Below are 25,503 nucleotides of genomic sequence, written 5' to 3' on the forward strand. Positions count from 1 at the left end.
CCCCGGCGCCCGCCCCGGCGGGGGGGGGGGGGGCCGCCCGGCCCCCCCCCCCCGCCCCCCCCCCCCCCCCCCCGGGCGCGGCGGGGGGGGGGGGCCCCCCCCCCCCCCCCCGGCGGCCGGTGGGGGTTGAGGCGTCGGTCAGCCGTTCAGGCCGAGGTTGCCGAAGGCCGGGTTCAGCAGGCCCACCACGTTGACGGTGTTGCCGACCACGTTGACCGGGACGTGCACCGGGACCTGGACCACGTTGCCCGAGGCGACGCCCGGGGAGCCGACGGCCGTGCCGTGGGCTCCGGCGCCGCCGTGGCCCGTGGCGGAGGCGGCTCCGGCACCGGCGGCGATGATTCCGCCCGCGATCATGGTGACGGCTGCGGCCTTCTTCAGGGACTTCACTTCAGGATCCTCCTCGCGTCGCCGCGGCCGACCGCCGCAGCATGCATGGAGAACGCCGGCACGCCCGGGGAGGATGCGCCATCCGGGTGACATACACCCGACAGTATGAATCTCGGACCGGAGGGGACCCGTCCGTTTATCTGACCACCCGGTGGGGCCCGCCCGATCGTCCGGCCACCCGGTGGGGGCCGCCCGCTTGTGCGACCACCCTGTGAGGCCCGCCCGCTTGTCCGACCGCCCTGTGACGCCCGTCCGTTTATCCGGCCACACAGTGGGGCCCCGTCCGCTTATCCGACCACCCGGTGAGGCCCGTCCGCTCGTCCGGCCACCCGGCGCACCTGTGTCACCCCGCGGCTCCGTGCCGGACCGCCCACAGCGCCGCCTGGGTCCTGTCCGCCAGGTCGAGCTTCATCAGGATGTTCGACACGTGGGTCTTCACGGTCTTCTCCGACAGGACGAGCGCTCGTGCGATCTCCCGGTTGGAGCGCCCGTCGGCGATCAGCCCGAGCACCTCACGCTCCCGCTCGGTCAGGGTGCTCCCCCTGCCGGTACCGCCGCCCGTGTCCTCCTGGGCCAGCAGGGCGCCGGCCACTTCAGGCTGGAGCAGCACATGGCCCGCGTGCACTGAGCGGATGGCACCGGCGAGGGCGTCCGGGTCCACGTCCTTGTACACGTATCCCGAGGCCCCCGCCCGCAGCGCGGGTACCACCGTGCGCTGCTCGGTGAAGCTGGTGACGATCAGGACCTTGGCGGGGTTCTCCAGCTCCCTCAGCCTGCGCAGCGCCTCGATGCCGTCCGTGCCCGGCATCTTGATGTCCATCAGGACCACGTCCGGCCGCAGCTCCTCGGCCCTGGCGACCCCCTCGGCCCCGTCCGCCGCCTCCCCGACGACCTCTATGTCGTCCTGGACCTCCAGGAAGGTGCGCAGTCCCCGGCGGACCACCTGGTGGTCGTCGACCAGCAGCACCTTGATGATCTTGTCAGCCACAGGGAACCTCCATCTGGACGGTCGTGCCCTCACCGGGCCCCGACTCGACGGTGAGGCGGCCTCCGACACTGCCCGCCCGGTGCCGCATCGACACGAGCCCCAGATGCCGGCCGGCGTGGCGCACCTCGTCGGTGTCGAAGCCGCGGCCGTCGTCGGTGATCCGCAGCATGACGGCGGACGTGTCGCGGGTGAGGGTGACGGCGACCCGCCCGGCGCCGGAGTGACGCAGGGCGTTGTGCAGGGCCTCCTGCGCGACCCGGAGCATCGCCTCCTCCTGGCCGGCGGGCAGGGCGCGTACCCCGGCGCTCTCGAAGGTGACCCGTGCGGTGTGGGCACGGTCCAGGACCTGGACCTGCGTACGGAGCGTGGCGACGAGGCCGTCCTCGTCCAGGGCTGCGGGGCGCAGCTCGACGACGGCCGCGCGCAGCTCGTCCACGGCTTCCCCCGCCAGGGCGGCGACCTGGTGGAGCTCGCCCTTGGCGCGGACCGGGTCGCGGTCGACGAGAGCGGCGGCGGCCTGCGCGGTGAGCCGGAGCGAGAAGAGCTTCTGGCTCACGGCGTCGTGCAGCTCGTGGGCGAGCCGTGAGCGCTCCTCCGCGATCGTGAGTTCGCGGCTGCGCTCGTAGAGCCGTGCGTTGGTGAGGGCGATGGCTGCGTGCTGCGCGAGGATCCCGAGGAGTTCCTCGTCCTCCTCCGTGAAGCCGCAGCCGCCCGCCGGGCGGGCGCAGCGCTTGTTGGCGAGGAAGAGCGCGCCGATGGTCTCGTCGCCGTCCTGGATGGGCAGGCCGAGGAAGTCGGACATGTCGGGGTGTGCGTCGGGCCAGCCCTCGAAGCGGGGGTCCTCGGTCACGTCGGCGAGCCGCTGGGGCTTCGGCTCGTGGAGCATCGCCGCGAGGATGCCGTGCTGCCGGGGCAGCGGCCCGATGGCCTTCCACTGCTCGTCGCTCACACCGTCGACGACGAACTGGGCGAAGCCGCCGTGGTCGTCCGGTACCCCCAGGGCCGCGTACTCGGCGTCCAGCAGTTCACGCGCGGACGCGACGATCGTCTTGAGGACGTCCCGCACCTCGAGGTGCCGGCTCATGGCGAGCAGCGCGGCGCTGACCGCGGCGAGGCCCGATGGTGGGCGGTGACTCATGTGCTCACCGTACCGGCGGGCCCGGCGCCGCCGTATCGGCCTGTGGACGGGCGCGGGACGGGACTCCGGGCCTAGGGCCGCACGCCGGGCAGCCGGGGCCCGGCCCCTCTTCTCCGCGAGTACCGGCAGCCCGGCCCGGCTCCCCGGCCTCCTCCCGGCGACGCCCGGACTCCCGCCTCCGGCCTGCCCGAGATGCCCCTTACGCTCCGCATCGCACACGCAACTATTCGTGAGTGCGAAGGGCCCTCCATGTGAGCCCAGGCATAGGACCCACGTCACTTACGAAGACGGATAGTTGACGCAAAGCGGGCAATTTTTCAGGGCTCAAACCGGACAAGAAGGAACGAACGAGACCCTGTTCCACTACTCAGCTTCGTACGTCACACCTTTGCCAGGCCATTTTGCTGGCGCTAAGAATTGCATCTGTCCCCGACGGAGATGCGCCCCGGCGCTTCCGTCCGCGTCCTCGCCGAGGACCCCTGCTATTCGAAGAGGTACGACTGTATGTCCGTGTCCCGCATCTCCAGCCGTAGCCGTCGTCTGAACAAGGCGCAGAAGCTCTCCGTCGCGGGGGTCTCGACCCTGGCCGCCGCCGCTGTCGCCTTCTCGCTCGTCCCGCAGGACGCGTCGGCCACCACCGAGCCGCAGGCCGCTTCGGCCGCCGCCCCGGTCGCCTACACCGGCTCGCAGACGCAGACCCTCAAGGCCACCGGCCTGGGGCAGAACACGACCGACCAGCTCGTGAAGACCGTCGACGCGGCCAAGGCCGAGGAGACGGCCGCGAAGAAGAAGGCGGCCGACAAGGCCGAGGCGAAGGCCAAGGCCGTCGCCGAGGCCAAGAGCAAGGCCGCCGCCAAGAAGAAGGCCGAGGCCAAGGCCGCCGCGAAGAAGCGCTCGGCCGAGAAGGCCAGCCGCGCCGCCGACCGCAAGCCGGTCTACGCGAACAACCTCGACGGCTGGATCCGTGAGGCGCTCGCCATCATGGACAAGAAGGACATCCCCGGTACGTACGAGGGCCTGCACCGCAACATCATGCGTGAGTCCAGCGGTAACCCGCGTGCCATCAACAACTGGGACATCAACGCGATCAACGGCGTCCCGTCGAAGGGCCTGCTGCAGGTCATCAAGCCGACCTTCGACTTCTACCACGTCAAGGGCACCAAGCACGACCAGTACGACCCGGTCGCGAACATCACCGCTGCCGCCAACTACGCGGCGGACAAGTACGGCTCGATCGACAACGTCGACAGCGCGTACTGAGTCACGCACCGAGCAAGGCCTGGCAGAGCTGACCCGCCGGCACGCAGCGTCGCGTGACCGGCAGGCACATGCCGAAGGGCGGCACCCCGCGGGGTGCCGCCCTCGGGCGTTTCCGGGGCCGGTCGGTGCGGCCCCGGCGGCGCTACTTGCGCATCACTTCGGGCTCGTGGCGGCGCAGCATCCGCGAGACGGCGAAGAACAGGACCCCGCTCATGACGAGCATGACCGCGATGTCGATCCCCCACTGCCCGGCCGTGTGCTCCCAGAGCGGGTCCAGGTCGGTCGGGTTCTCCGGGTCCCACGGCGGCATGAGGTGGGCGAGGTCCAGCGTGGTGCCCGCGGCGGCAACCGCCCAGCGCGACGGCATCAGCCAGGCGAACTGCTCCAGGCCGGGCGATCCGTAGACCTGGAAGAGCACGCCGGTGAAGACGACCTGGACGATGGCGAACATGACCAGCAGCGGCATGGTCTTCTCGGCGGTCTTCACCAGCGCGGAGATCAGCAGGCCCACCATCATCGAGGTGAAGCCGAGCACGATGATCGACACGCAGATCTCCACGGCGGGGGGCATGAACAGGCCCTCCTCCGGCAGCTTGCGGGTGGAGAAGCCGATGCCGCAGATGATCACGCCCTGGAAGGCCGTGATCACACCGAGGACGATCACCTTGGACAGCAGGTAGGCGGAACGGGAGAGCCCGGTGGCCCGTTCCCGCTCGTAGATCACCCGTTCCTTGATCAGCTCTCGAACCGAGTTGGCCGCGGCGGCGAAGCACATGCCGACCGCGAGGATCAGCATGATGGTCCCGGCCTTGCCGTTGAACCGCGAGGGCGGCTCGGGCTCCGCGAGGCCGAACTCGGCGGGGATGACCACACTGACGACTCCGAGCACCGCCGGCAGGAGCACCATCAGGAGCAGGAAGCCCTTGTCGGAGGCGATCACCGAGATGTAGCGGCGCATCAGCGTCCACAGCTGGGCCGCCCAGCCCGACGGCTTCGGCGGGCGCATCTGCTGCGGCGGGGGCATGTGCACGGACTGCGCGGCGACGGCGTCGATGTCCGCGGCGTACATCTGGTAGTGCTGCGAGCCGCGCCAGCGTCCCGCCCAGTCGTAGTCGCGGTAGTTCTCGAACGCGGAGAAGACGTCCGCCCAGCTGGTGTAGCCGAAGAAGTTCAGCGCCTCCTCGGGCGGGCCGAAGTAGGCGACGGAGCCGCCGGGCGCCATCACCAGGAGCTTGTCGCAGATGGCGAGCTCGGCCACGGAGTGTGTGACCACGAGGACCGTACGGCCGTCGTCGGCGAGGCCGCGCAGCAGCTGCATGACGTCGCGGTCCATGCCCGGGTCCAGACCCGAGGTCGGCTCGTCCAGGAAGATCAGCGACGGCTTGGTGAGCAGCTCCAGGGCGACCGAGACGCGCTTGCGCTGGCCTCCGGAGAGCGAGGTGATCTTCTTGTCCTTGTGGATGTCGAGCTTGAGCTCGGCGAGGACCTCGTGGATCCGGGCGGTGCGTTCGGCCTCGGTGGTGTCCGCGGGGAAGCGCAGCTTGGCCGCGTACCGCAGTGCCCTGGTGACCGTGAGTTCCTTGTGCAGGATGTCGTCCTGCGGGACCAGGCCGATGCGCTGCCGCAGCTCGGCGAACTGCTTGTACAGGTTCCGGTTGTCGTAGAGGACGTCGCCCTGGTTGGCGGGCCGGTAGCCGGTGAGCGCCTTGAGCAGGGTGGACTTGCCGGATCCCGACGGGCCGATGACGGCGATCAGCGACTTCTCGGGGACGCCGAAGGAGACGTCCTTGAGGATGTCCTTGCCGCCGTCGACCGTGACCGTGAGGTGGCGGGCCGAGAAGGAGACCTCACCGGTGTCGACGAACTCTTCCAGCCGGTCCCCGACCAGCCGGAAGGTCGAGTGTCCGACACCGACGATGTCGTTCGGGCCGATGAGCGCCGAACCGGACTTGCTGAGCGGCTGGCCGTTGACGTACGTGCCGTTGTGGGACCCGAGGTCACGGATCTCGAAGCGGCCGTCGGGGGTCGCCCTGAATTCCGCGTGCAGGCGCGACACCTGCAGGTCGGAGACGACCAGCTCGTTCTCCAGCGCACGGCCGATGCGCATGACTCGGCCGAGGTCCAGCTGGTGGAAGGTGGTCGGGCTGCGGTCCCCGTAGACCGGCGGCGCACCCGCCGCGCCCCCGGGGGCACCCGCCCCGCCCCCGTGGCCCTGCTGGTGCGGGACCGGAGCCTGCTGCCAGCCCTGCTGCTGCGCGGGCCCGCCGGGCCATCCGCCCGCGCCCTGCTGCTGGGGCGGCTGCACGGGAGCCTGGTGGGGCTGCTGCACCGGGGCCTGGTGGGGCTGGTGGACGGGGGCCTGCTGGGCTCCCACCGCCTGCCCGCCCTGGACTCCGGCACCCGCGGCGGCTGTGAGGCTGAGCCGCGGTCCGTCGGTGGCGTTGCCCAGGTGCACGGCCGTCCCGGGGCCGATCTCCTGCTGCTGGATCCGCCGGCCCTGCACATACGTGCCGTTCGTGCTGCCGTGGTCCTCGATGGACCAGCCGCGCCCGTTCCAGCTGATCGTGGCATGCCGCCACGACACTCTGGCGTCGTCGATCATCAGGTCGCCCTGCGGATCACGTCCGAGGGTGTACGACCTGGACGGATCGAGCGTCCAGGTCCTTCCATTCAATTCCAGTACGAGTTCCGGCACTCCGCGCCCCACTAGTTGTCCCCCGTGTCGCTCCCGCTGCGGGGAGCCTAGGGATGCTGAACATCGTGGGGAACTATTCCAGGAGCGGTCCCCCGACGGAAAGCCGGGCGGCGTGAAGAGGGCGCGGAGGCTCCGCATCCCGCCCGCGGACTCGGGAGAAAGCGGTAGGGAGCACCGCATCCGAGGCACCCCTTCCCCGGGCCGCCGTCCCCTCCCGGGCCGCGTCCCGGGCTGTCCGCCACTCGGGACGGCTTCGGAGCTCCCCCCGGCCGCCCTATACGGTGGGACCACCATGAGCGCATCTCAGCCACCTCGGTCTCCCCGGTCTCCTGAGCTCCCCGAGCCCCCTCGGTACGCGGACGCACCCACCCTTCTCGTCAAGATCTTCGGGAAGGACCGTCCGGGCATCACCGCCGGACTCTTCGACACCCTGGCCGCCTACGCCGTCGATGTCGTGGACATCGAGCAGGTGGTCACCCGCGGCCGCATCGTGCTGTGCGCCCTGGTGACCTCCCCCGCCCCGGGCGGCACGACCGAGGGCGACCTTCGTGCCACCGTGCACAGCTGGGCGGAGTCCCTGAAGCTCCAGGCCGAGATCATCTCGGGCACGGGTGACAACCGGCCCCGCGGCTACGGCCGTTCCCATGTGACCGTGCTGGGACACCCGCTGACCGCGGAGTCCACGGCGGCCATAGCGGCCAGGATCACCTCGACGGGCGGCAACATCGACCGCATCTTCCGTCTGGCGAAATATCCCGTCACCGCTGTCGAATTCGCGGTGTCAGGTACGGGGACCGAGGAGCTGCGCACCGCCCTGGCGACGGAGGCCGCCGGCATCGGCGTCGACATCGCGGTCGTGTCGGCCGGACTGAGCCGTCGTGCGCAGCGTCTGGTCGTGATGGACGTGGACTCGACGCTCATCCAGGACGAGGTCATCGAGCTTTTCGCCGCCCATGCGGGCTGCGAGGCCGAGGTCGCCTCGGTGACCGAGCAGGCCATGCGGGGCGAGCTCGACTTCGAGCAGTCGCTGCACGCACGCGTGGCGTTGCTGGCGGGCCTCGACGTGTCCGTGGTGGACAAGGTGCGGACCGAGGTCCGGCTGACCCCCGGCGCCCGCACCCTGATCCGCACGCTGAAGCGGCTCGGCTACCAGGTCGGCGTGGTCTCGGGTGGCTTCACGCAGGTCACGGACGACCTCAAGGAGCGGCTCGGACTCGACTTCGCCTCCGCCAACACGCTGGAGGTCGTCGACGGCAAGCTCACCGGACGGGTGGTGGGCGACATCGTCGACCGGGCGGGCAAGGCCCGGCTGCTGCGCAGCTTCGCCGAGCAGGCGGGGGTGCCGCTGGCGCAGACGGTCGCGATCGGCGACGGCGCGAATGATCTGGACATGCTGAACACGGCCGGTCTCGGTGTCGCGTTCAACGCCAAGCCGGTCGTCCGCCAGGCCGCCCACACCGCGGTGAACGTCCCCTTCCTGGACACCGTGCTGTATCTGCTCGGGATCACCCGCGAAGAGGTCGAGGCCGCCGACGGCCTCGTGGACTGACGCGCGCGGGAGCGGCGTGCCACGGGACCGAGGTACGCGATACCGGCGCACGCGGGGACGGGGCGCACGTGAAGGGGCGCACGTGAAGGGGCGCACGTGAAGGGGCGCACGTGAAGGGGCGCACGTGAAGGGGCGCCGGCACAGTCCCTGTGCCGGCGCCCCTTCCGGGTCCGTGGTCAGTCGTTCGGCGTCCAGTACTCGACGAGCTTGCCCACGCCGTGCTCCAGGGTCTTCCAGGAGCCGGTGAACTCGACGACGGCATAGGCCGCGGTCGGGAACCCGTCCCTGGTCATGCGGGAGAGGGCGTCGCCCTCGGCCGATCCGCTGAGCGCGTCCGCCGCGCCGTGCATACCGGGGTTGTGGCCGATGACCAGCAGATTGCGCACGTCGTCGGGGGTCTCGTCGAACAGGGCGATCAGCTCGCCGAGGGAGGCCTCGTACAGCCTCTCCTCGTACACGGTCCTGGGGCGCTGCGCGAACTCGTGGACCGCGAGCTTCCAGGTCTCGCGGGTCCTGGTGGCGGTCGAGCACAGCGCCAGATCGAAGGCGGTTCCTGAATCGGCCAGCTTGCGGCCGGCGACGGGGGCGTCCTTCCTGCCCCGCTCGGCCAGTGGCCGCTCATGGTCGGACTCCTGCGACCATTCCGCCTTTGCGTGCCTGAGAAGGACGATCCTGCGAGGTGTATCGGCGCTCATACACCTCAGCTTCGCACGAATTACGCTTCCGGGCGCAGGGTGTTGACGGGCTCGCCCGCCATGGGTGAAACCACGGCACCGGCAGGCCTCGGGGCGCCGGTCAGGCGGGCAGCAGCGCCATGAGGCGGCCCAGCAGCCGGCCGATCGCGGGGTCGCCGGCCGCCGCGTGGGCCTGGCCCGGTTCCACGATCAGCAGGAGCAGTCCGGCGAAGGCGAGGGCAGGCAGCGTGATCGCCCACCACGGCAGCCGGACCTCGATGGTGCCCTCGGCCGGGCGGTGGGTCCAGGTGCGTGTATGGGCCGGCATGTCCGCCTCCGTGGTCCTCGGCTGTGTTACCCAGAACCTACGGGGCGGCCGACGGCGGTCCCATCCGGTGACCCACCCACTCGACCCTGAACCTGGCCCCCTAGGGGATGGTGGGGGCAGCCCCACCATCGAGGACGGTCCGGGCCGGTCAGGGGGAGGCGATGGTGGCGATCACACCGATGACGACGGAGATGAGAAGCATCGTCCCGAAGACGAGGAGGAGCTTCTTCTGGCCGTTCTGGGGATTCGGATCGAGCACTGGCATGCGCACAGTGTCGCATCTCAGCATTCGTCCTCGATCGTCCGGTCCCGTCCCGCGAGCACCCCGGCCACCATCTGCGGCACCAGGAGCCCCGCCATCAGGGCGATAGGAAGCCCCCAGCCGCCGCTGTGCTGGTAAAGGACCCCGACGAGCAGCGGCCCCGGGGCGGCGATCAGATAGCCCGTGGACTGGGCGAAGGCGGAGAGCCTGACCACGCCCGCGCCGGTGCGGGCACGCATCCCGATCATGGTGAGGGCGAGCGGGAAGGCGCAGTTGGCGATGCCGAGCAGCAGGGCCCAGAGCCAGGCGCCGCCCGCCGGGGCCAGGTAGAGACCCGCGTAGCCGAGGAGGCCGCATCCCCCCAGCACCAGGGCGATCGGCCCCTGGTTCTTCAGCCGGGCGGCGACGCGCGGGATGACGAAGGCGAGCGGTACGCCCATGGCCATGGTCACGGCGAGCAGGACGCCCGCGGTGCCCGCCGAGACTCCGGCGTCGCGGAAGATCTGCGGCATCCACTGCATGGTGATGTAGGCCGCCGTGGCCTGGAGTCCGAAGAAGCAGGCCAGCGCCCAGGAGGTACGGCTACGGGTGATCCTCGGCGCGGGAGCGTGCTGCGGGGCCGATTCCGCCGACTGCCCGGAACCGGAGCCGGGCCCGCGGTCGCGGTTGCGTACGAGCGGGAGCCAGGGCAGGACGGCGACCGCGGCGAGGGCGGCCCACACCACCAGCCCGGTCCGCCAGTTGCCGCCCAGCGCGTCGGTCAGGGGCACGGTGAGCGCGGCGGCGAGGGCTGTGCCGAGGGCCAGGGCCATCGAGTAGAGGCCGGTCATGGTGCCGACCCGGTCGGGGAACCAGCGCTTGACGATGACGGGCATCAGGACGTTGCTGACCGCGATCCCCATCAGCGCGAGGGCGCTGGCGGCGAGGAACCCGGCGGTGCCGCCCACGAAGGGGCGCAGCAGCAGGCCCACGGCGATGGCGACCATGCCCGCGCAGACGACGGCGCCGGCTCCGAAGCGGCGGGCCAGCCGTGGAGCGGCGAAGCCGAAGAGCGCGAAGCAGAGCGGCGGTACGGAGGTGAGGACACCGGCCACGCTGCCGCTCATGTGCAGCCCGTCGCGGACCTCTTCGAGGAGGGGGCCGAGGCTCGTGATCGCGGGCCGGAGGTTGAGCGCGGCGAGAACGAGGCCGAGGACGACGGTCCGCAGCACCCAGGGCGACGGCGCGGGGGCGGGGGCGGACCGCGCGCGTGCGGGTGTGGCGGCGGGGCTCAGGGTCGGGGTCTCGTCGGAACGCATGGGACCCATCATAGAATCATGGGATGATTGACTGTCCACCTCACGTCGGCCCCTGAGACAATCGGGGGGAGACGATCCGACGGGCCCGCACCTCCCGGACGACCCCTTCCGGAACACGAGCAAGGAGCAGCATGGCGCTGACGTCCCCGCGGCGTTCGGCTCTCGCCGATCAGGTGATTGCCCAGCTGAGGAACCAGATCACCGCCGGCGAGTGGCCCGTGGGCTCGCGGATCCCCACCGAACCCGAGCTGGTCGAACAGCTGGGGGTCGCGCGCAACACCGTCCGCGAGGCGGTGCGCGCCCTGGCGCACAACGGCCTGCTGGACATCCGCCAGGGCTCCGGTACGTACGTGGTGGCGACCAGCGAGCTGGCCGGGGTGATGCACCGCAGGTTCGCGGACGCCGACCCCCGGCACGTGGCCGAGCTGCGCTCCACCCTGGAGTCCTCGGCGGCCCGGCTGGCGGCTCTGCGGCGCACGGACCGGGACCTGCGGCAGCTGGACGCGCTGATGGTGCGCCGCGAGGAGACCTGGGCGTCCGGGGACCTGGATGCCTTCGTGGCCGCGGACGCGACCTTGCACCTCGCCGTGGTCGCCGCGTCCCACAACGACGTGCTGACGGAGCTCTACGCCGATCTGAACGACCTGCTCCGCGACTACCTGCGCGACGACGTGGGACCGGAGCTGCGGCCGGAGGAACTCATGGACCACACCCGGCTCGTCGAGGCGATCCGTGCGGGTGACGCGGAGACAGCGGCCGCCGAGGCCGCGGCCCACGCGATGGACTGCCTGCGCGAGCGGGTCCAGGCCTGAGGGGAAGCAGATCCGGGACCTCCGGGCCTCTCAGGAGGTCACCGAATGGCTGACCCAGACCGAGCCGACCTCTTTCCAGCAGCGGTCCTCCAGCTTGACCGTCCGGCCGGGCTGCACGGCGACCGCGCTGCTGTCGGCGTCGACGTCCCACCAGCGCGCGCACTCGGTGTGGAGGCGTACGACATCCGTGCTGGGATACGGGTTGTGGCAGTAGGCGGTCACCCGGGAGCCGTCGACGGACGTACGGCATTCGGAGCCCGAGGGTTCGGGTTCCGGCGCGAGGGGAGCCGCCGCTCCGCCACCCGCCCGGTTGGCCGCGCTCACGGCGACCGGAGCCGCGATTCCCGCGATGACGGCCGCCGCTACGAGCAGGGCCCAGGTTCGGCGACGTGTGGAGCGCACAGCGATCTCCTCCCCACAGCCTGACCAGAAGTCCGGTTTCTCCACATTCTGCGGTGGGGCGGCCATTTTTTCGACTCGAGCGACGTGGGGCGGGGGCCGGACCCGCGACAGCGCCCGTGCCGACGTGGGCCCGGAGGCGCGACGGCGGGCCACCCCGGCACGGGCCCGGACGCACGACAGCCGCGCACCCCTCGCCGGGGTGCGCGGCTGTCGGCGAGCGCTGGGCGGTCAGGCGCCCATCATGTGCACGCCGCCGTCGACGTGGATGATCTCGCCCGTCGTCTTCGGGAAGAAGTCCGAGAGCAGCGCCACGACCCCGCGGCCGGCCGGCTCCGGGTCGGCCATGTCCCACTCCAGCGGGGAGCGGTGGTTCCAGACGTCCGCGAGCTCGCCGAAGCCCGGGATGGACTTGGCGGCCATGGAAGCGAGCGGTCCCGCCGAGATCAGGTTGCAGCGGATGCTGTCCTTGCCCAGGTCGCGGGCGAGGTAGCGGGAGGTGGCCTCCAGCGCGGCCTTGGCCGGGCCCATCCAGTCGTACTGGGGCCAGGCGAACTGCGCGTCGAAGGTGAGGCCGACGATCGAGCCGCCGTCCGCCATGAGCGGCTTGCACGCCATGGCGAGCGACTTCAGCGAGAACGCCGAGACGTGCATCGCGGTGGCGACCGACTCGAAGGGCGTGTTGAGGAAGTTGCCGCCGAGCGCGTCCTGCGGCGCGAAGCCGATGGAGTGGACGACGCCGTCCAGCGAGCCGAGCTCTTCCTTCACCAGACCGGCCAGCCGGTCCAGGTGCTCGTCGCTGGTCACGTCGAGCTCGATGACCTTGGCGGGCTTGGGAAGCTTCTTGGCGATGCGCTCGGTCAGCGTCGGCCGGGGGAAGGCGGTGAGGATGACCTCGGCGCCCTGCTCCTGGGCCACCTTCGCGGTGTGAAAGGCGATGGACGACTCCATCAGCACGCCCGTGATGAGGATGCGCTTGCCGTCGAGAATTCCGCTCATGGTGATCAGTGACCCATGCCCAATCCGCCGTCAACGGGGATGACGGCTCCAGTGATGTAAGACGCGTCGTCGGACGCGAGGAAGCGCACCGCGGCGGCGATCTCGGCGGGCTGCGCGTAACGGCCGAGCGGCACCTGCGACACGATGTCCTTGCGCTGCTCGTCGGTGAGCACCTGCGTCATGTCGGTGTCGACGAACCCGGGCGCGACGACGTTGAACGTGATGTTGCGCGAGCCGAGCTCGCGGGCCAGCGACCGGGCGAAGCCGACCAGGCCCGCCTTGGACGCCGCGTAGTTGGCCTGGCCCGCCGAACCGAGGAGGCCGACGACGGAGGAGATCAGGACGACACGGCCCTTCTTCGCGCGCAGCATCGCGCGGTTGGCCCGCTTGACGACGCGGAAGGTGCCGGTGAGGTTGGTGTCGAGGACCGAGGTGAAATCGTCCTCGGACATCCGCATCAGCAACTGGTCCTTGGTGATACCGGCGTTGGCGACCAGCACCTCCACGGGACCGTGCTTCTCCTCGATCTCCTTGTAGGCCTGCTCCACCTGCTCCGTGTCGGTGATGTCGCACCGAACGCCCAGGACCCCCGCGTCGGTGAGCACCTGAGGCGGCTCTCCCGAGCGGTAGGTGATGGCCACCTTGTCGCCGTTGTCGGCGAAGGCGCGGGCGATGGCGAGGCCGATGCCCCGGTTTCCTCCGGTGACGAGAACCGAGCGGCTCAACGGATCACCCTTTCCTTGGCGGTCTGGTACCTCGAAAACCTATCGGTACCACCGCTCATCCAGGGAATCGGGCCCTGACAGCGCCGCCGGGCCGCGACTGTCGGATCCCTACAGAATGCTCCGGGCATGCCCTCGGCACGGTAAAAGGAGCGCACGGGGATGCCGGGACCCCTCATGATTCACTGCGGAGACGTTTTTCAGAGGTGGAGAAGGGGAGGCCCGCGTGGCCCACGAGGTAGATCAGTCGTTTCTGGCCCTGCCGCTGCGTGCCCTCGCCGACGCGGCACTCGCCCGCGCCCGGGCACTCGGTGCCGTGCACGCGGACTTCCGGCTGGAGCGGGTGCGCGGTGCCTCCTGGCGCCTGCGGGACGCGCGGCCGGCCGGGACGTCGGACACCACCGATCTCGGCTTCGCCGTCCGGGTGGTGCACGGCGGTGCCTGGGGGTTCGCGTCCGGGGTGGACCTGACCATGGACGCGGCGGCCAAGGTCGCCTCGCAGGCCGTGGCCATGGCGAAGCTGTCGGCGAAGGTGATCGCCGCGGCCGGCTCCGACGAGCGCGTGGAGCTGGCGGACGAGCCGGTGCACGGCGAGCGGACCTGGGTGTCGGCGTACGAGCGGGACCCCTTCGACGTACCGGACGCCGAGAAGGCGGGGCTGCTCGCCGAGTGGAGCTCGCGGCTCCTCGCGGCCGACGGTGTGGCGCACGTCGACGCGTCCCTGATGACCGTCCACGAGAACAAGTTCTACGCGGACACGGCGGGGACCGTCACCACCCAGCAGCGGGTGCGGGTGCATCCGCAGCTGACCGCGGTCGCGGTGGACGGCACGACCGGTGAGTTCGACTCCATGCGGACGATCGCACCGCCGGTGGGCCGGGGCTGGGAGTACCTGACGGGCACGGGCTGGGACTGGGACTCGGAGCTGGAGCGCATCCCCGGGCTGCTGGCCGAGAAGATGCGGGCGCCGAGCGTCGAGGCGGGGACGTACGACCTGGTCGTGGACCCGTCGAACCTGTGGCTGACCATCCACGAGTCGATCGGCCACGCCACCGAACTGGACCGCGCGCTGGGCTACGAGGCGGCGTACGCGGGAACGTCGTTCGCCACCTTCGACCAGCTGGGGAAGCTGGCGTACGGCTCCCCCGTGATGAACGTGACCGGTGACCGCACCGCCGAGCACGGGCTCGCGACGATCGGTTACGACGACGAGGGCGTCGAGGCGCAGTCCTGGGACCTGGTCAAGGACGGGACGCTGGTGGGCTACCAGACGGACCGGCGGATCGCGAAGCTGACGGGTCTGGGCCGCTCCAACGGGTGCGCGTACGCGGACTCGCCGGAGCACGTCCCCGTGCAGCGCATGGCGAACGTCTCGCTGAAGCCGGACCCCGGCGGGCTCTCCACGGAGGACCTGATCGGCGGGGTCGAGCGCGGGATCTATGTGGTCGGCGACCGGTCGTGGTCCATCGACATGCAGAGGCACAACTTCCAGTTCACCGGCCAGCGCTTCTTCCGCATCGAGAACGGCAGGCTGGCGGGCCAGCTCCGGGACGTCGCGTACCAGGCGACGACCACCGACTTCTGGGGCTCCATGGAGAAGGTCGGCGGTCCCCAGACCTACGTCCTGGGCGGCGCGTTCAACTGCGGCAAGGCCCAGCCGGGCCAGGTCGCCGCGGTCTCGCATGGCTGCCCCTCCGCCCTCTTCCGAGGCGTGAACATCCTCAACACGACGCAGGAGGCCGGGCGATGAGCCGCGTCAGCAAGCCGTACGAGATCGTCGAGCGCGCACTGGAGCTGTCCACCGCCGACGGCTGTGTGGTCATCGCGGACGAGAACTCCTCCGCCAATCTGCGCTGGGCCGGCAACGCGCTCACCACGAACGGCGTCACGCGCGGACGCACCCTGACCGTGATCGCGACCGTGGACGGGGCCGAGGGCGCCGCGTCGGGAGTGGTGTCGCGCTCGGCCGTCACGGCCGACGACCTGGAACCGCTCGTGCGGGCCGCCGAGGCCGCAGCGCGCGGTGCCGGGCCCGCCGAGGACGCGCAGCCACTGGTCTCCGGCGTCCCGGCGTCCGCCGACTTCACGGACGCGCCGGCGGAGACCGGGTCCGACGTCTTCGCCGACTTCGCACCCGCGCTCGGCGACGCCTTCGCCCGGGCCCGCTCGGGCGGCCGTGAGCTGTACGGCTTCGCCCACCACCAGCTGACCTCGACGTACGTGGGTACGTCGACGGGCCTGAGGCTGCGCCACGACCAGCCGAACGGGACGCTCGAGCTGAACGCCAAGTCGCCCGACCGGACCAGGTCCGCCTGGGCGGGCCGGGCGACCCGCGACTTCAAGGACGTCGACCCCGCGGCCCTGGACGCCGAGCTGGCGCAGCGCCTGGGGTGGGCGGAGCGCAGGATCGAACTGCCGGCGGGGCGGTACGAGACGCTGCTCCCGCCGACGGCTGTGGCCGATCTGCTGATCTATCAGTACTGGTCGGCGGGCGCCCGGGACGCGGCGGAGGGCCGGACGGTGTTCTCCCGGCCCGGTGGTGGCACGCGGATCGGCGAGACGCTCTCCGAGCTGCCGCTGACACTGCGCAGTGATCCGCACGCGCCGGGCCTGGAGTCCGCGCCGTTCGTGATCGCGCACGCGTCGGGGGACGGTTCCTCGGTGTTCGACAACGGGCTGCCGCTGGCTCCGACCGACTGGATCAAGGACGGCGTGCTGGAGCGGCTGACCACGACCCGGCACTCCGCCGGGCTGACCGGTCTGCCGGTGGCGCCGGCCATGGACAACCTCGTGCTGGACGGCGGCGGTGAGCGGTCCCTGGAGGAGATGGTGGCCGCGACGACCGGCCGTGCCCTGCTGCTGACCTGCCTCTGGTACATCCGGGAGGTGGATCCGGCCACGCTGCTGCTGACGGGGCTGACCCGGGACGGGGTCTACCTGGTGGAGGACGGCGAGGTGCTGGGCGAGGTGAACAACTTCCGCTTCAACGAGTCCCCGGTCGGGCTGCTGTCCCGGGCGTCGGAGGCGGGCCGCACGGAGAAGACCCTGCCGCGCGAGTGGGGCGACTACTTCACGCGCGCCGCGATGCCCGCGCTGCGCATCCCGGACTTCCACATGAGCTCGGTCAGCCGGGGCGTCTGACCGTCCTAGACTGGACCGGCACACCCCGAACCCCCCGAGGAGAGAATCGACCGTGACCGACATCGTCGACGAGCTGAAGTGGCGTGGGCTGTTCGCCCAGTCCACCGACGAGGACGCACTGCGCAAGGCTCTCGCGGACGGCCCGGTCACCTTCTATTGCGGGTTCGACCCGACCGCGGCGAGTCTGCACGTCGGCCACCTGGTCCAGGTCCTCACCATGCGGCGGCTCCAGCTCGCCGGGCTGAAGCCCCTCGCCCTGGTGGGCGGGGCCACCGGCCAGATCGGTGACCCGCGGCCCACCGCGGAGCGCACGCTGAACGACCCGGAGACCATCGCCGCGTGGGTCCAGCGGCTGCGGGGGCAGATCGAGCCCTTCCTCACCTTCGAGGGCCCGAACGCCGCCACGATGGTGAACAACCTGGACTGGACCGCGGGCCTGTCGGCGATCGAGTTCCTCCGGGACATCGGCAAGCACTTCCGGGTCAACAAGATGCTCACCAAGGACTCGGTGGCCCGACGGCTGGAGTCGCAGGAGGGCATCAGCTACACGGAGTTCAGCTACCAGCTCCTGCAGGGCATGGACTTCCTGGAGCTGTACCGGCGCCACGGCTGCACGCTCCAGCAGGGCGGCAGCGACCAGTGGGGCAACCTCACCGCGGGCATCGACCTGATCCACCGCCTGGAGCCGGGTGCCCAGGTGCACGCGCTGGCGACCCCGCTGATGGTGAAGGCCGACGGCACCAAGTTCGGCAAGTCCGAGAGCGGCGCCGTCTGGCTGGACCCGGAGATGACGACTCCGTACGCGTTCTACCAGTTCTGGCTGAACGTGGACGACCGGGACATCTCGACGTACATGCGCATCCTCAGCTTCAAGAGCCGTGAGGAGCTCGAGGAGCTGGAGAAGCTCACCGAGGAGCGTCCCCAGGCGCGTTCGGCGCAGCGTTCGCTGGCCGAGGAGCTGACGACGCTGGTGCACGGCGGCGCGCAGTGCGCGGCGGTCATCGCGGCGTCGAAGGCGCTGTTCGGGCAGGGCGATCTCGGTGAGCTGGACGAGGCGACGCTCGGCGCGGCCCTGTCCGAGGTGCCGCACGCCCAGGTGGCCGAGCTGGGCCCGGTGGTGGACCTCCTGGTCGAGGTCGGGCTGTCCGCCAGCAAGTCGGCCGCCCGCCGCACGGTCAAGGAGGGCGGGGCGTACGTGAACAACGTGAAGGTCACGGACGGCGAGAGCGCCCCCGCCGCCGAGGAGCTGCTGCACGGCCGCTGGCTGGTCCTGCGCCGGGGCAAGAAGAACCTGGCGGCCGTCGAGGTCGTCGCGGGCTGAGGTCCCGGCCCCGCACAGCACCGCGGCCGGTCACGCATGACGCGTGGCCGGCCGCGGTGCTGTGTCACACCCGGTTCAGGTTCTCTGCCGCTTGCCCTTGTTGCCCCTGATCGACTGCCAGAGCATGTCCCCGACACCGACGACGGCCACGGCTCCGATCAGCTGGAGCACGTGCCGGATCCAGTCGATCCCTTCGGTGTCCCTGACGCCGATCCAGGACGCCACGGCGTTGCCCAGGATGCTGCCGAGGATGCCGAACACCGCCGTCAGCCAGAGGGGGATGTCCTGCTTGCCGGGAAGGATCGCCCGCGCGATCACACCCAGCACCAGTCCTACGATGATTGCCCACAACCAGCTCATATCGCCTCCTCGTGCGGCGCGGTGTGCGCACGTCCGCCCAGTCTCGTCCCCCTGGACGTACGCCGCATGCCGGACAGGGCCGTACGTGGCAGGGCACCACGGACCGGTACGAACGGGACATGCCCCGGTCTCGAAGCCTGCGGACACCGGGCGTACCGTAGGACCCGCGCCGTCCGGCGAAGTCCGGCACAGAGATCTGGTGGTGGAATCACGATGCGGAAGCAGAGCGGCCCGGAGGTTTTCCGTATCACGGGCGCCCGGCAGGGACTTGCCGACGACGTGCGCGGCAGGCAACGGCGCTACATCATCTCGATGTCCGTGCGCACCGTGTCCGTGGTGCTGGCCGCGACGCTGTGGAACGTCGAGAGGCATGTGGCCGTGGTGGCGCTCGCGTTGGGCGTTCTGCTCCCTTATGTCGCGGTGGTCATCGCCAACGCCGGTCGCGAGAACGCCCCTTCGCTGCCGTCGACGTTCGTGCCCGCCCCGATGCGCCCCGCGCTCGGGACTCCCGCCGCCGCCGGCCCCGGGGATCCGGTCCAGGAGCCCGTGGCGGAACCTCACCGGCCGGGCGGTACCGGTGATCCCCGCGGCACGGACTGACCCGGCGCCGGGGCCCGAAGCTCAAGAAAAGCTCAGATCAATCATGACGTTCCGGTGCACCGCACCCCGGTCCGCGTGGCATACTTCGGGAGCGCTCCGCATCCCCCGTCGGAGCGACGGACCGACGCCGGGCAGCTCCCCCCGTGGCTGCTCGGCGTCGCCTTTCTCCGGCGGGGATGCGCCGCGGCGCCCTGGCCGGGAACCCTTAGGGTTGAGGCCGTGAACTTCCCCGATACTTCAGCCGAGAGCGCCTCGGGCGCGCCGGTCTGCTCCGCCAAGGGCTGCCGCGCCGATGCCGTGTGGGTACTGGCCTGGAACAACCCGAAGCTCCACACCCCCGAGCGGCGCAAGACGTGGCTGGCCTGCGAGGAGCACCGGGAGCACCTCTCCTCGTTCCTCGGGGTGCGGGGGTTCCTGAAGGATGTCGTCACCCTCGGGGAGTGGGAGTCCTCATCCACCGATCGCTGACATCGGGCGGTCGGGCTGGAGGAAGGACGGGTCGTCGAGTCCGGAGCCCGCCTTCTTGCCCCACATGGCGAGCTTCCAGATCCTGGCGATCTCCTCGTCCGGCGCGTCGGAGCGCAGGGCGCCTCGCAGGTCCGTCTCCTCGCGGGCGAAGAGGCAGGTGCGGACCTGGCCGTCGGCGGTGAGCCGGGTGCGGTCGCAGGCGCGGCAGAAAGGCCTGGTCACGGAGGCGATGACACCGACGCGGTGCGGGCCGTCGTCCACCGTCCAGCGCTCCGCGGGGGCCGATCCGCGCTTCTCGTCGCCTTCCTCGGTGAGGGTGAACCGGGTGCGCAGCGAGGCGAGGATGTCGCCTGCCGTGATCATCCCGTCACGCTTCCAGCCGTGCTGGGCGTCGAGCGGCATCTGCTCGATGAAGCGGAGCTCGTAGTCGTGCTCGACGGCCCAGGCGAGCAGGTCGGGGGCCTCGTCCTCGTTGAGGCCGGGCATCAGGACGGAGTTGACCTTGACCGGGGTGAGTCCGGCTTCCCGGGCGGCCTGGAGTCCGTCGAGTACGTCCTGGTGACGGTCGCGGCGGGTGAGCGTCTTGAAGACGTCGGGGCGCAGGGTGTCCAGGGAGACGTTGACCCGGTCCAGACCCGCGGCCTTCAGGGCCGTCGCGGTGCGCTTGAGTCCGATGCCGTTCGTGGTGAGGGACATCTTCGGCCGGGGCTCCAGTGCGGCGCAGCGCTCGACGATCGACACCAGCCCGGGGCGCAGCAGGGGCTCGCCGCCGGTGAAGCGGACCTCTCTGATGCCGAGGTCGGTGACGGCGATGCGGATGAGCCTGACGATCTCGTCGTCGCTGAGGAGCTCGGTCTTGCCGAGCCACTGGAGGCCCTCTTCGGGCATGCAGTAGGTGCAGCGGAGATTGCACTTGTCGGTCAGTGAGACACGCAGGTCGGTGGCGACCCGGCCGTAGGTGTCGATGAGCACTGTGGGCCCCCTCCCCCGGTGATGTCCGCGGTTGCGGTTTCTGACTCTTCCGAGACTACGCGAGAGCTGTGACATCCAGGGTGCGCGGTTGCCACGAGGTGTGACGGGGTTCCGTCGTAGGTCCCTACGACGGAACCCCGTCGCAGTCGTGGCGACGGGGCTCCGCGGGTGGTCCGGTGTGCGGGTCAGTGGGCTCCGGTGCCGGTGAGGGACTTGACCTCGAGCTCGGCGTACTTGCCCTTGTCCGGCACCTCCTTGGAGAGGATCGAGCCGATCCAGCCGAGCAGGAAGCCCAGCGGGATGGAGATGAGGCCCGGGTTCTCCAGGGGGAAGAGGGCGAAGTCCACGTCCGGGAACATGGAGGTGGCCTTGCCGGAGACGACCGGGGAGAAGAGCACCAGCAGGACGGACGAGGCGAGGCCGCCGTAGATCGACCAGAGGGCGCCCTGCGTGGTGAAGCGCTTCCAGAACAGGCTGTACAGGATGGTCGGCAGGTTGGCCGACGCGGCGACGGCGAAGGCCAGGGCGACGAGTCCGGCGACGTTCAGGTCGCGGGCCATCGCGCCGAGCCCGATGGAGACGACACCGATGGCGACGGTGGCCCAGCGGGCCGCGCTCATCTCCTCCTTCTCGGTCGCCTTCCCCTTGCGGATGACGTTGGCGTAGATGTCGTGGGCGAAGGAGGACGAGGAGGCGAGGGTGAGGCCCGCGACCACGGCGAGGATCGTCGCGAAGGCGACGGCGGAGATGACGGCGAGCATGATGGCGCCGCCGGTGGTGCCGACCCCGCCGAGGTACTCGGCGAGCTGGGGTGCGGCCGCGTTGCCCGCCGGGTTCTTCGCCTTGATCTCCTCGGGCCCGATGAGCGCCGCGGCGCCGAAGCCGAGGGCGATCGTCATCAGGTAGAAGGCGCCGATGATGCCGATGGCCCAGTTCACGGACTTGCGGGCGGCCTTGGCGGTCGGGACGGTGTAGAAGCGGATGAGGATGTGCGGCAGGCCCGCGGTGCCGAGCACCAGCGCGATGCCGAGCGAGATGAAGTCCAGCTTCGACACGTCGGTGGCGCCGTACTTGAGGCCGGGCTCCAGGAACGACGCGCCGTGACCGCTCTTCTCCGCGGCGGTGCCCAGCAGGTCCGAGACGTTGAAGTCGAACTTCCACAGCACCATGAGGGTCATCAGCAGCGCACCCGCGATGAGCAGCACGGCCTTGACCATCTGGACCCAGGTGGTGCCCTTCATGCCGCCGATGGTGACGTAGAGGATCATGAGCACGCCGACCAGCGCGACGATGAGGATCTTGCCGGCGTCGCTGGTGATACCGAGCAGAAGGGCGACGAGTACGCCCGCACCGGCCATCTGGGCGAGCAGGTAGAAGATCGACACGACGATGGTCGAGACGCCGGCGGCGGTACGCACCGGCCGCTGGCGCATCCGGTAGGCGAGGACGTCGCCCATGGTGTAGCGGCCGGAGTTCCGCAGCGGCTCGGCGACGAGCAGCAGGGCCACCAGCCAGGCGACGAGGAAGCCGATGGAGTAGAGGAAGCCGTCGTAGCCGAAGAGCGCGATGGCACCGGCGATGCCGAGGAAGGACGCCGCCGACATGTAGTCGCCGGAGACGGCGAGGCCGTTCTGGAAGGCCGTGAACTGGCGTCCGCCGGCGTAGAAGTCGGACGCGCTCTTGGTCTGCCGGCCCGCCCAGACGGTGATGCCCAGGGTCGCGGCGACGAAGACCGCGAAGAGGGTGATGATCAGCGGCCGGTGCTCGGTCGTCGAGGAGGCGGCGAGCTGGATCACGGCGTGGGATTCGTACGCGGCGCTCATGCGTCGGCCTCCAGACGGGACTTGATGGCCGCCGCCTGCGGGTCGAGCTTGTTCGTGGCGTGGCGCGAGTAGAACCAGGCGATGAGGAAAGTGGTGGCGAACTGGGCGAGGCCGAAGACGAAGGCCACGTTGAAGTTGGCGACGACCTTGGTGCCCATGAAGTCGCCGGCATAGCTGGACAGCAGCACGTACAGCAGGTACCAGGCGATGAAGCCCACGGTCAGCGGGAAGGCGAACGAACGGTGGGAGCGGCGCAGTTCGGTGAACTCCGCGCTGTTCTGCGCCTCGAGGAACGCCTCGGTCGTGGGCTGGACGGGGCTGTCGTCCTCACGCTTCTGGGGCGGCGGTGCTTCGGTAGCCACGGATTCTCCTCGCGACGCGGGTGCGGTGGTGGGCACGGTGGATTTCACAGGGAGTCCTCTGCCTGATCGGGGCTGGTGCACGGCTCCCTGTGCAACGGCACGGAGAGCGCGGCGAAGCGGTTCACCGCAGGTTCGGTCTTCTCCGGTGTGGGCCCGTGGACGCGCCTCCCGGAGGTCACACCTCGAACTCACTTGCCCGTATTCATTGATGTGCCGGGAAGATCAGCGATAACTTCACAGGTCATGTACCGGTCCGGTCACGCCTGTGTCCGGACCACTGGCACGGATGATGTGGAGAACCCATGGCTCATCTGGCATCCAGACGGACACGCGTACTCACGCTGCCCGTCGGACTCGCGCTCACGGCTTCGCTCGGTTTCCTCCCGACGGGGACCGCGGCCGCCGCACCCGCGGAGGAGCCGGCGGCGGTGACGGCAGACGGCCCCCAGCTGTCGTACGTCGTGAACACGAGGGCCGGTCACGGCACCGTCAAGCAGGTCCGCAAGGCGATAGCCGCGGCCGGCGGAACGGTCGTGACCTCGTACGACAAGATAGGCGTCGTCGTCGTCCACTCGAAGAACCCGGACTTCGGCGCGACGATCCGCAAGGCCAAGGGCGTCCAGTCGGCGGGCGCCACGCGCACCAACCCGATCGTCCCGCAGGCGACGAAGGACATCGGCGTCGGGCAGCCCCTCACCGCCGGTCAGGCGCGGGCGGCGGCGGACGAGGCCGTGGCCGGCCAGGACCCGCTCGAACCCCTCCAGTGGGACCTGCCCGCCATCAAGGCGGACAAGGCGCACGAGAAGTCGCTCGGCAGCAGCAAGGTCACGGTCGCCGTCATCGACACGGGCGTGGACGACACCCACCCCGACCTGGCCCCGAACTTCGACCGTGACGCCTCGGTCAACTGCGTGTCCGGAGCCCCGGACACCACGGACGGCGCCTGGCGTCCCGCGGCCGGCGAGAGCGACCACGGCACGCACGTCGCGGGCACCATAGCCGCGGCGAAGAACGGTACGGGCATCACGGGCGTCGCGCCCGGCGTGAAGGTCTCCGGCATCAAGGTGTCCACGCCGGCCGGCTTCTTCTACGCCGAGGCCGTCGTGTGCGGCTTCGTCTGGGCGGCCGAGCACGGCGTCGACGTGACGAACAACAGCTATTACACGGACCCCTGGCTGTTCAACTGCAAGAACGACCCCGACCAGGGCGCGCTCGTCGACGCGATCACCCGCGCCACCCGTTACGCGGAGGGCAAGGGCGTCGTCAACGTCGCCGCGGCCGGGAACTCCGACCACGATCTGGCCCTCGACGCCATCGAGGACTCGACGAGCCCGAACGACACGACGCCGGTCACGCGCACGGTCGACCCGAGCGCCTGCCCCGACATCCCGACCATGCTTCCGGGTGTCGTGACGGTCGCCGCCACCGGTGCGAAGGGCCTGAAGTCCTCGTACTCCAACTACGGTCTCGGTGTCATCGACGTGGCCGCCCCGGGCGGTGACTCGACGCGCTACCAGACGCCGGAGGCCCCGGCCGTCAGCGGTCTGATCCTGTCGACGACGGTGGGCGGCGGCTACAACTACAAGGCCGGTACGTCGATGGCGTCCCCGCACGTCGCGGGCGTCGCGGCCCTGATCAAGTCGACCCACCCGCACGCCTCGCCGGCGGTGGTGAAGGCGCTGCTGACCCACGAGGCCGACGCCACCGCGTGCGGCGCGCCGTACGACATCGACGGTGACGGCACCGTCGACGCGGTCTGCGAGGGCGGCACGCAGTACAACGGCTTCTACGGAGCCGGTGTCGTGGACGCGCTGGACGCGGTCCGCAAGTAGGGCATGAGGGAGGGGCCGGGGACAGCTCAGCTGTCCCCGGCCCCTCCTGTGTTCCGTCCCGCCGGCTACGGCTTGACGAGGACCTTGAGCGCCGTGCGCTCGTCCATCGCCTTGTAGCCGCCCGGCACGCCGTCCAGCCCGACCGTCAGGTCGAAGACGGGCGACGGGTCGATCGTGCCGTCCAGCACGTCGGGCAGCAGGTCGGGGATGTACGTACGCACGGGCGCGACGCCGCCGCGCAGGGCGATGTTGCGGTCGAACATGACGCCGAGGTCCACCCCGGTACCGCTGCCGTGCGGGACGCCGACGTAACCGACGGAGCCGCCGTCGCGCACGATCGCGAGGGCCGTACGCATCGACTGCTCGGTGCCGACCGCCTCGATCACCCCGTGGGTGCCTTCGCCGCGGGTCAGCTCGTGCACGGCGGCGAGTGCGTCGTCGCCGCGCTCGGCGACGACGTCCGTGGCACCGAACGCGCGGGCGATGTCGGTCCGGGCCTGGTGGCGGCCCAGCGCGATGATCCGCTCGGCGCCGAGCCGCTTGGCCGCCATGACGCCGCACAGGCCGACCGCGCCGTCACCGACGACGGCCACGGTGCTGCCGGGCCGCACGCCGGCGCCGAGCGCCGCGTGGTGGCCGGTGCCCAGGACGTCGGAGAGCGCCAGGAGGGCGGTGAGCAGCCGGTCGTCGGATGCGGCCGCGGCCGGGAGCTTGACCAGGGTGCCGTCGGCGAACGGGACGCGCACGGCCTCGCCCTGGCCGCCGTCGGAGCCGACCGATCCCCAGAAGCCTCCCTGGGGGCAGGAGGTGGTCAGCCCTTCGGCGCAGTAGGTGCAGGTGCCGTCGGACCAGACGAACGGGGCCACCACGAGGTCGCCGGCCGCGAAGCCGTTGACCCCGGCCCCGGCCTCCTCGACGACGCCGAGGAACTCGTGGCCGATGCGCTGCCCGGGCTGCCGGGCGGACTCGCCCCGGTAGGCCCACAGGTCACTGCCGCAGATGCAGGCCCGCAGAACCCGCAGGACCACGTCGGTCGGCTGCTGGACCGTGGGGTCGGGCACCTCCTCGACGCGGATGTCGTGGGGGGCGTGGATGACTGTGGCGCGCATG

The 25,503-nt window shown here is 70.8% G+C and carries 25 protein-coding genes; 9 read left to right on the forward strand and 16 right to left on the reverse strand.

Translation table 11 applies throughout. From position 1 onward, the window contains the following. Positions 1-138 precede the first annotated feature (138 nt). The 3 genes from ACFYQ6_RS00050 to ACFYQ6_RS00060 all read right to left on the reverse strand — a co-directional run bounded on the left by ACFYQ6_RS00050 (position 139) and on the right by ACFYQ6_RS00060 (position 2,516). Positions 139-390 (reverse strand): chaplin family protein, encoded by a 252-nt coding sequence (locus ACFYQ6_RS00050; RefSeq protein ID WP_361580438.1) that lies wholly within the window; start codon positions 388-390, stop codon positions 139-141. A 343-nt stretch (positions 391-733) separates the two neighbouring features. Beyond that, positions 734-1,378, reverse strand: coding sequence for a response regulator transcription factor (locus ACFYQ6_RS00055; protein WP_356736489.1), 645 nt, complete (start codon positions 1,376-1,378; stop codon positions 734-736). Further along, positions 1,371-2,516, reverse strand: coding sequence for a GAF domain-containing sensor histidine kinase (locus ACFYQ6_RS00060; RefSeq protein ID WP_361580436.1), 1,146 nt, complete (start codon positions 2,514-2,516; stop codon positions 1,371-1,373). The genes ACFYQ6_RS00055 and ACFYQ6_RS00060 overlap by 8 nt, the downstream gene beginning before the upstream one ends. Before the next feature lie 504 nt (positions 2,517-3,020). On the opposite strand from ACFYQ6_RS00060, the gene ACFYQ6_RS00065 reads away from it, so the two are divergent. Beyond that, positions 3,021-3,776: a transglycosylase SLT domain-containing protein gene (locus ACFYQ6_RS00065; protein ID WP_361580434.1), complete on the forward strand. Its 756-nt coding sequence runs from the start codon at positions 3,021-3,023 to the stop codon at positions 3,774-3,776. A 142-nt stretch (positions 3,777-3,918) separates the two neighbouring features. Here ACFYQ6_RS00065 and ACFYQ6_RS00070 read toward each other — a convergent pair whose 3' ends face one another. Next, positions 3,919-6,483: an FHA domain-containing protein gene (locus tag ACFYQ6_RS00070; protein ID WP_361580432.1), complete on the reverse strand. Its 2,565-nt coding sequence runs from the start codon at positions 6,481-6,483 to the stop codon at positions 3,919-3,921. A gap of 280 nt (positions 6,484-6,763) precedes the next feature. On the opposite strand from ACFYQ6_RS00070, the gene serB reads away from it, so the two are divergent. Beyond that, entirely contained in the window at positions 6,764-8,020 is a 1,257-nt protein-coding gene (serB, locus tag ACFYQ6_RS00075; protein ID WP_361580430.1) for a phosphoserine phosphatase SerB, read from the forward strand. Between the two features lie 176 nt (positions 8,021-8,196). Here the strand turns inward: serB and ACFYQ6_RS00080 are convergent, their stop codons facing one another. The 4 genes from ACFYQ6_RS00080 to ACFYQ6_RS00095 form a co-directional block, all read right to left on the reverse strand. Beyond that, positions 8,197-8,715 (reverse strand): histidine phosphatase family protein, encoded by a 519-nt coding sequence (locus tag ACFYQ6_RS00080; protein WP_361580428.1) that lies wholly within the window; start codon positions 8,713-8,715, stop codon positions 8,197-8,199. 100 nt (positions 8,716-8,815) lie between these two features. Continuing rightward, positions 8,816-9,022, reverse strand: a complete 207-nt coding sequence (locus tag ACFYQ6_RS00085; RefSeq protein WP_361580426.1) for a hypothetical protein — start codon at positions 9,020-9,022, stop codon at positions 8,816-8,818. Positions 9,023-9,170: 148 nt separating this feature from the next. Beyond that, positions 9,171-9,287: an SGM_5486 family transporter-associated protein gene (locus ACFYQ6_RS00090; protein WP_086010434.1), complete on the reverse strand. Its 117-nt coding sequence runs from the start codon at positions 9,285-9,287 to the stop codon at positions 9,171-9,173. Positions 9,288-9,304: 17 nt separating this feature from the next. After that, positions 9,305-10,582 carry a CynX/NimT family MFS transporter gene (locus tag ACFYQ6_RS00095; protein WP_388759390.1) on the reverse strand — a complete coding sequence of 426 codons (1,278 nt, stop codon included), beginning with the start codon at positions 10,580-10,582 and terminating at the stop codon, positions 9,305-9,307. Positions 10,583-10,713: 131 nt separating this feature from the next. Here ACFYQ6_RS00095 and ACFYQ6_RS00100 point away from each other — a divergent pair, with 131 nt between their 5' ends. Beyond that, positions 10,714-11,394: a FadR/GntR family transcriptional regulator gene (locus ACFYQ6_RS00100; protein ID WP_361580422.1), complete on the forward strand. Its 681-nt coding sequence runs from the start codon at positions 10,714-10,716 to the stop codon at positions 11,392-11,394. A 30-nt stretch (positions 11,395-11,424) separates the two neighbouring features. On the opposite strand, the gene ACFYQ6_RS00105 is transcribed toward ACFYQ6_RS00100, so the two are convergent. From ACFYQ6_RS00105 to fabG, 3 genes are all read right to left on the reverse strand, one after another. Beyond that, complete coding sequence (locus ACFYQ6_RS00105) at positions 11,425-11,796, reverse strand: hypothetical protein (protein WP_361580420.1); 372 nt, start codon at positions 11,794-11,796, stop codon at positions 11,425-11,427. Between the two features lie 228 nt (positions 11,797-12,024). Further along, complete coding sequence (gene fabI / locus ACFYQ6_RS00110) at positions 12,025-12,792, reverse strand: enoyl-ACP reductase FabI (RefSeq protein ID WP_361580418.1); 768 nt, start codon at positions 12,790-12,792, stop codon at positions 12,025-12,027. A 5-nt stretch (positions 12,793-12,797) separates the two neighbouring features. Beyond that, positions 12,798-13,517 carry a 3-oxoacyl-[acyl-carrier-protein] reductase gene (gene fabG, locus ACFYQ6_RS00115; protein ID WP_361580416.1) on the reverse strand — a complete coding sequence of 240 codons (720 nt, stop codon included), beginning with the start codon at positions 13,515-13,517 and terminating at the stop codon, positions 12,798-12,800. A 223-nt stretch (positions 13,518-13,740) separates the two neighbouring features. Here fabG and ACFYQ6_RS00120 point away from each other — a divergent pair, with 223 nt between their 5' ends. The 3 genes from ACFYQ6_RS00120 to tyrS are packed head-to-tail and all read left to right on the forward strand — an operon-like array spanning position 13,741 to position 17,976. Further along, on the forward strand, positions 13,741-15,264 hold the full coding sequence (locus ACFYQ6_RS00120) for a TldD/PmbA family protein (RefSeq protein ID WP_361580414.1): 1,524 nt from the start codon (positions 13,741-13,743) through the stop codon (positions 15,262-15,264). Next, positions 15,261-16,655, forward strand: coding sequence for a metallopeptidase TldD-related protein (locus ACFYQ6_RS00125; protein WP_361580412.1), 1,395 nt, complete (start codon positions 15,261-15,263; stop codon positions 16,653-16,655). Before ACFYQ6_RS00120 ends, ACFYQ6_RS00125 begins: the two co-directional genes overlap by 4 nt. A 52-nt stretch (positions 16,656-16,707) precedes the next feature. Beyond that, complete coding sequence (tyrS, locus tag ACFYQ6_RS00130) at positions 16,708-17,976, forward strand: tyrosine--tRNA ligase (RefSeq protein ID WP_361580410.1); 1,269 nt, start codon at positions 16,708-16,710, stop codon at positions 17,974-17,976. A gap of 75 nt (positions 17,977-18,051) precedes the next feature. Here the strand turns inward: tyrS and ACFYQ6_RS00135 are convergent, their stop codons facing one another. After that, positions 18,052-18,336: a GlsB/YeaQ/YmgE family stress response membrane protein gene (locus tag ACFYQ6_RS00135; RefSeq protein ID WP_361580408.1), complete on the reverse strand. Its 285-nt coding sequence runs from the start codon at positions 18,334-18,336 to the stop codon at positions 18,052-18,054. 213 nt (positions 18,337-18,549) lie between these two features. Between ACFYQ6_RS00135 and ACFYQ6_RS00140 the strand changes: the two genes are divergently transcribed. Then, complete coding sequence (locus tag ACFYQ6_RS00140) at positions 18,550-18,936, forward strand: DUF3099 domain-containing protein (RefSeq protein WP_361580406.1); 387 nt, start codon at positions 18,550-18,552, stop codon at positions 18,934-18,936. A gap of 219 nt (positions 18,937-19,155) precedes the next feature. Continuing rightward, positions 19,156-19,404 (forward strand): hypothetical protein, encoded by a 249-nt coding sequence (locus tag ACFYQ6_RS00145; RefSeq protein ID WP_145802628.1) that lies wholly within the window; start codon positions 19,156-19,158, stop codon positions 19,402-19,404. On the opposite strand, the gene moaA is transcribed toward ACFYQ6_RS00145, so the two are convergent. The 3 genes from moaA to ACFYQ6_RS00160 all read right to left on the reverse strand — a co-directional run bounded on the left by moaA (position 19,387) and on the right by ACFYQ6_RS00160 (position 22,561). Continuing rightward, complete coding sequence (moaA, locus tag ACFYQ6_RS00150; RefSeq protein WP_361580404.1) at positions 19,387-20,376, reverse strand: GTP 3',8-cyclase MoaA; 990 nt, start codon at positions 20,374-20,376, stop codon at positions 19,387-19,389. The genes ACFYQ6_RS00145 and moaA overlap by 18 nt on opposite strands. 185 nt (positions 20,377-20,561) lie before the next feature. After that, a complete protein-coding gene (locus ACFYQ6_RS00155; RefSeq protein WP_361580402.1) occupies positions 20,562-22,199 on the reverse strand; it encodes a cation acetate symporter in 1,638 nt (545 codons plus the stop codon). Continuing rightward, the gene (locus tag ACFYQ6_RS00160) at positions 22,196-22,561 is read right to left on the reverse strand and encodes a DUF485 domain-containing protein (RefSeq protein ID WP_356736449.1); all 366 of its coding nucleotides are present in this window, start codon (positions 22,559-22,561) and stop codon (positions 22,196-22,198) included. Before ACFYQ6_RS00160 ends, ACFYQ6_RS00155 begins: the two co-directional genes overlap by 4 nt. 302 nt (positions 22,562-22,863) lie before the next feature. On the opposite strand from ACFYQ6_RS00160, the gene ACFYQ6_RS00165 reads away from it, so the two are divergent. Next, entirely contained in the window at positions 22,864-24,393 is a 1,530-nt protein-coding gene (locus tag ACFYQ6_RS00165) for a S8 family serine peptidase (RefSeq protein WP_361580400.1), read from the forward strand. Between the two features lie 65 nt (positions 24,394-24,458). Here ACFYQ6_RS00165 and ACFYQ6_RS00170 read toward each other — a convergent pair whose 3' ends face one another. Continuing rightward, positions 24,459-25,502: a zinc-dependent alcohol dehydrogenase family protein gene (locus tag ACFYQ6_RS00170; RefSeq protein ID WP_361580398.1), complete on the reverse strand. Its 1,044-nt coding sequence runs from the start codon at positions 25,500-25,502 to the stop codon at positions 24,459-24,461. Position 25,503: the final 1 nt, after the last annotated feature.

It is taken from the genome of Streptomyces sp. NPDC005494 (genome assembly GCF_042872025.1).
Taxonomy (GTDB): Bacteria; Actinomycetota; Actinomycetes; order Streptomycetales; family Streptomycetaceae; genus Streptomyces.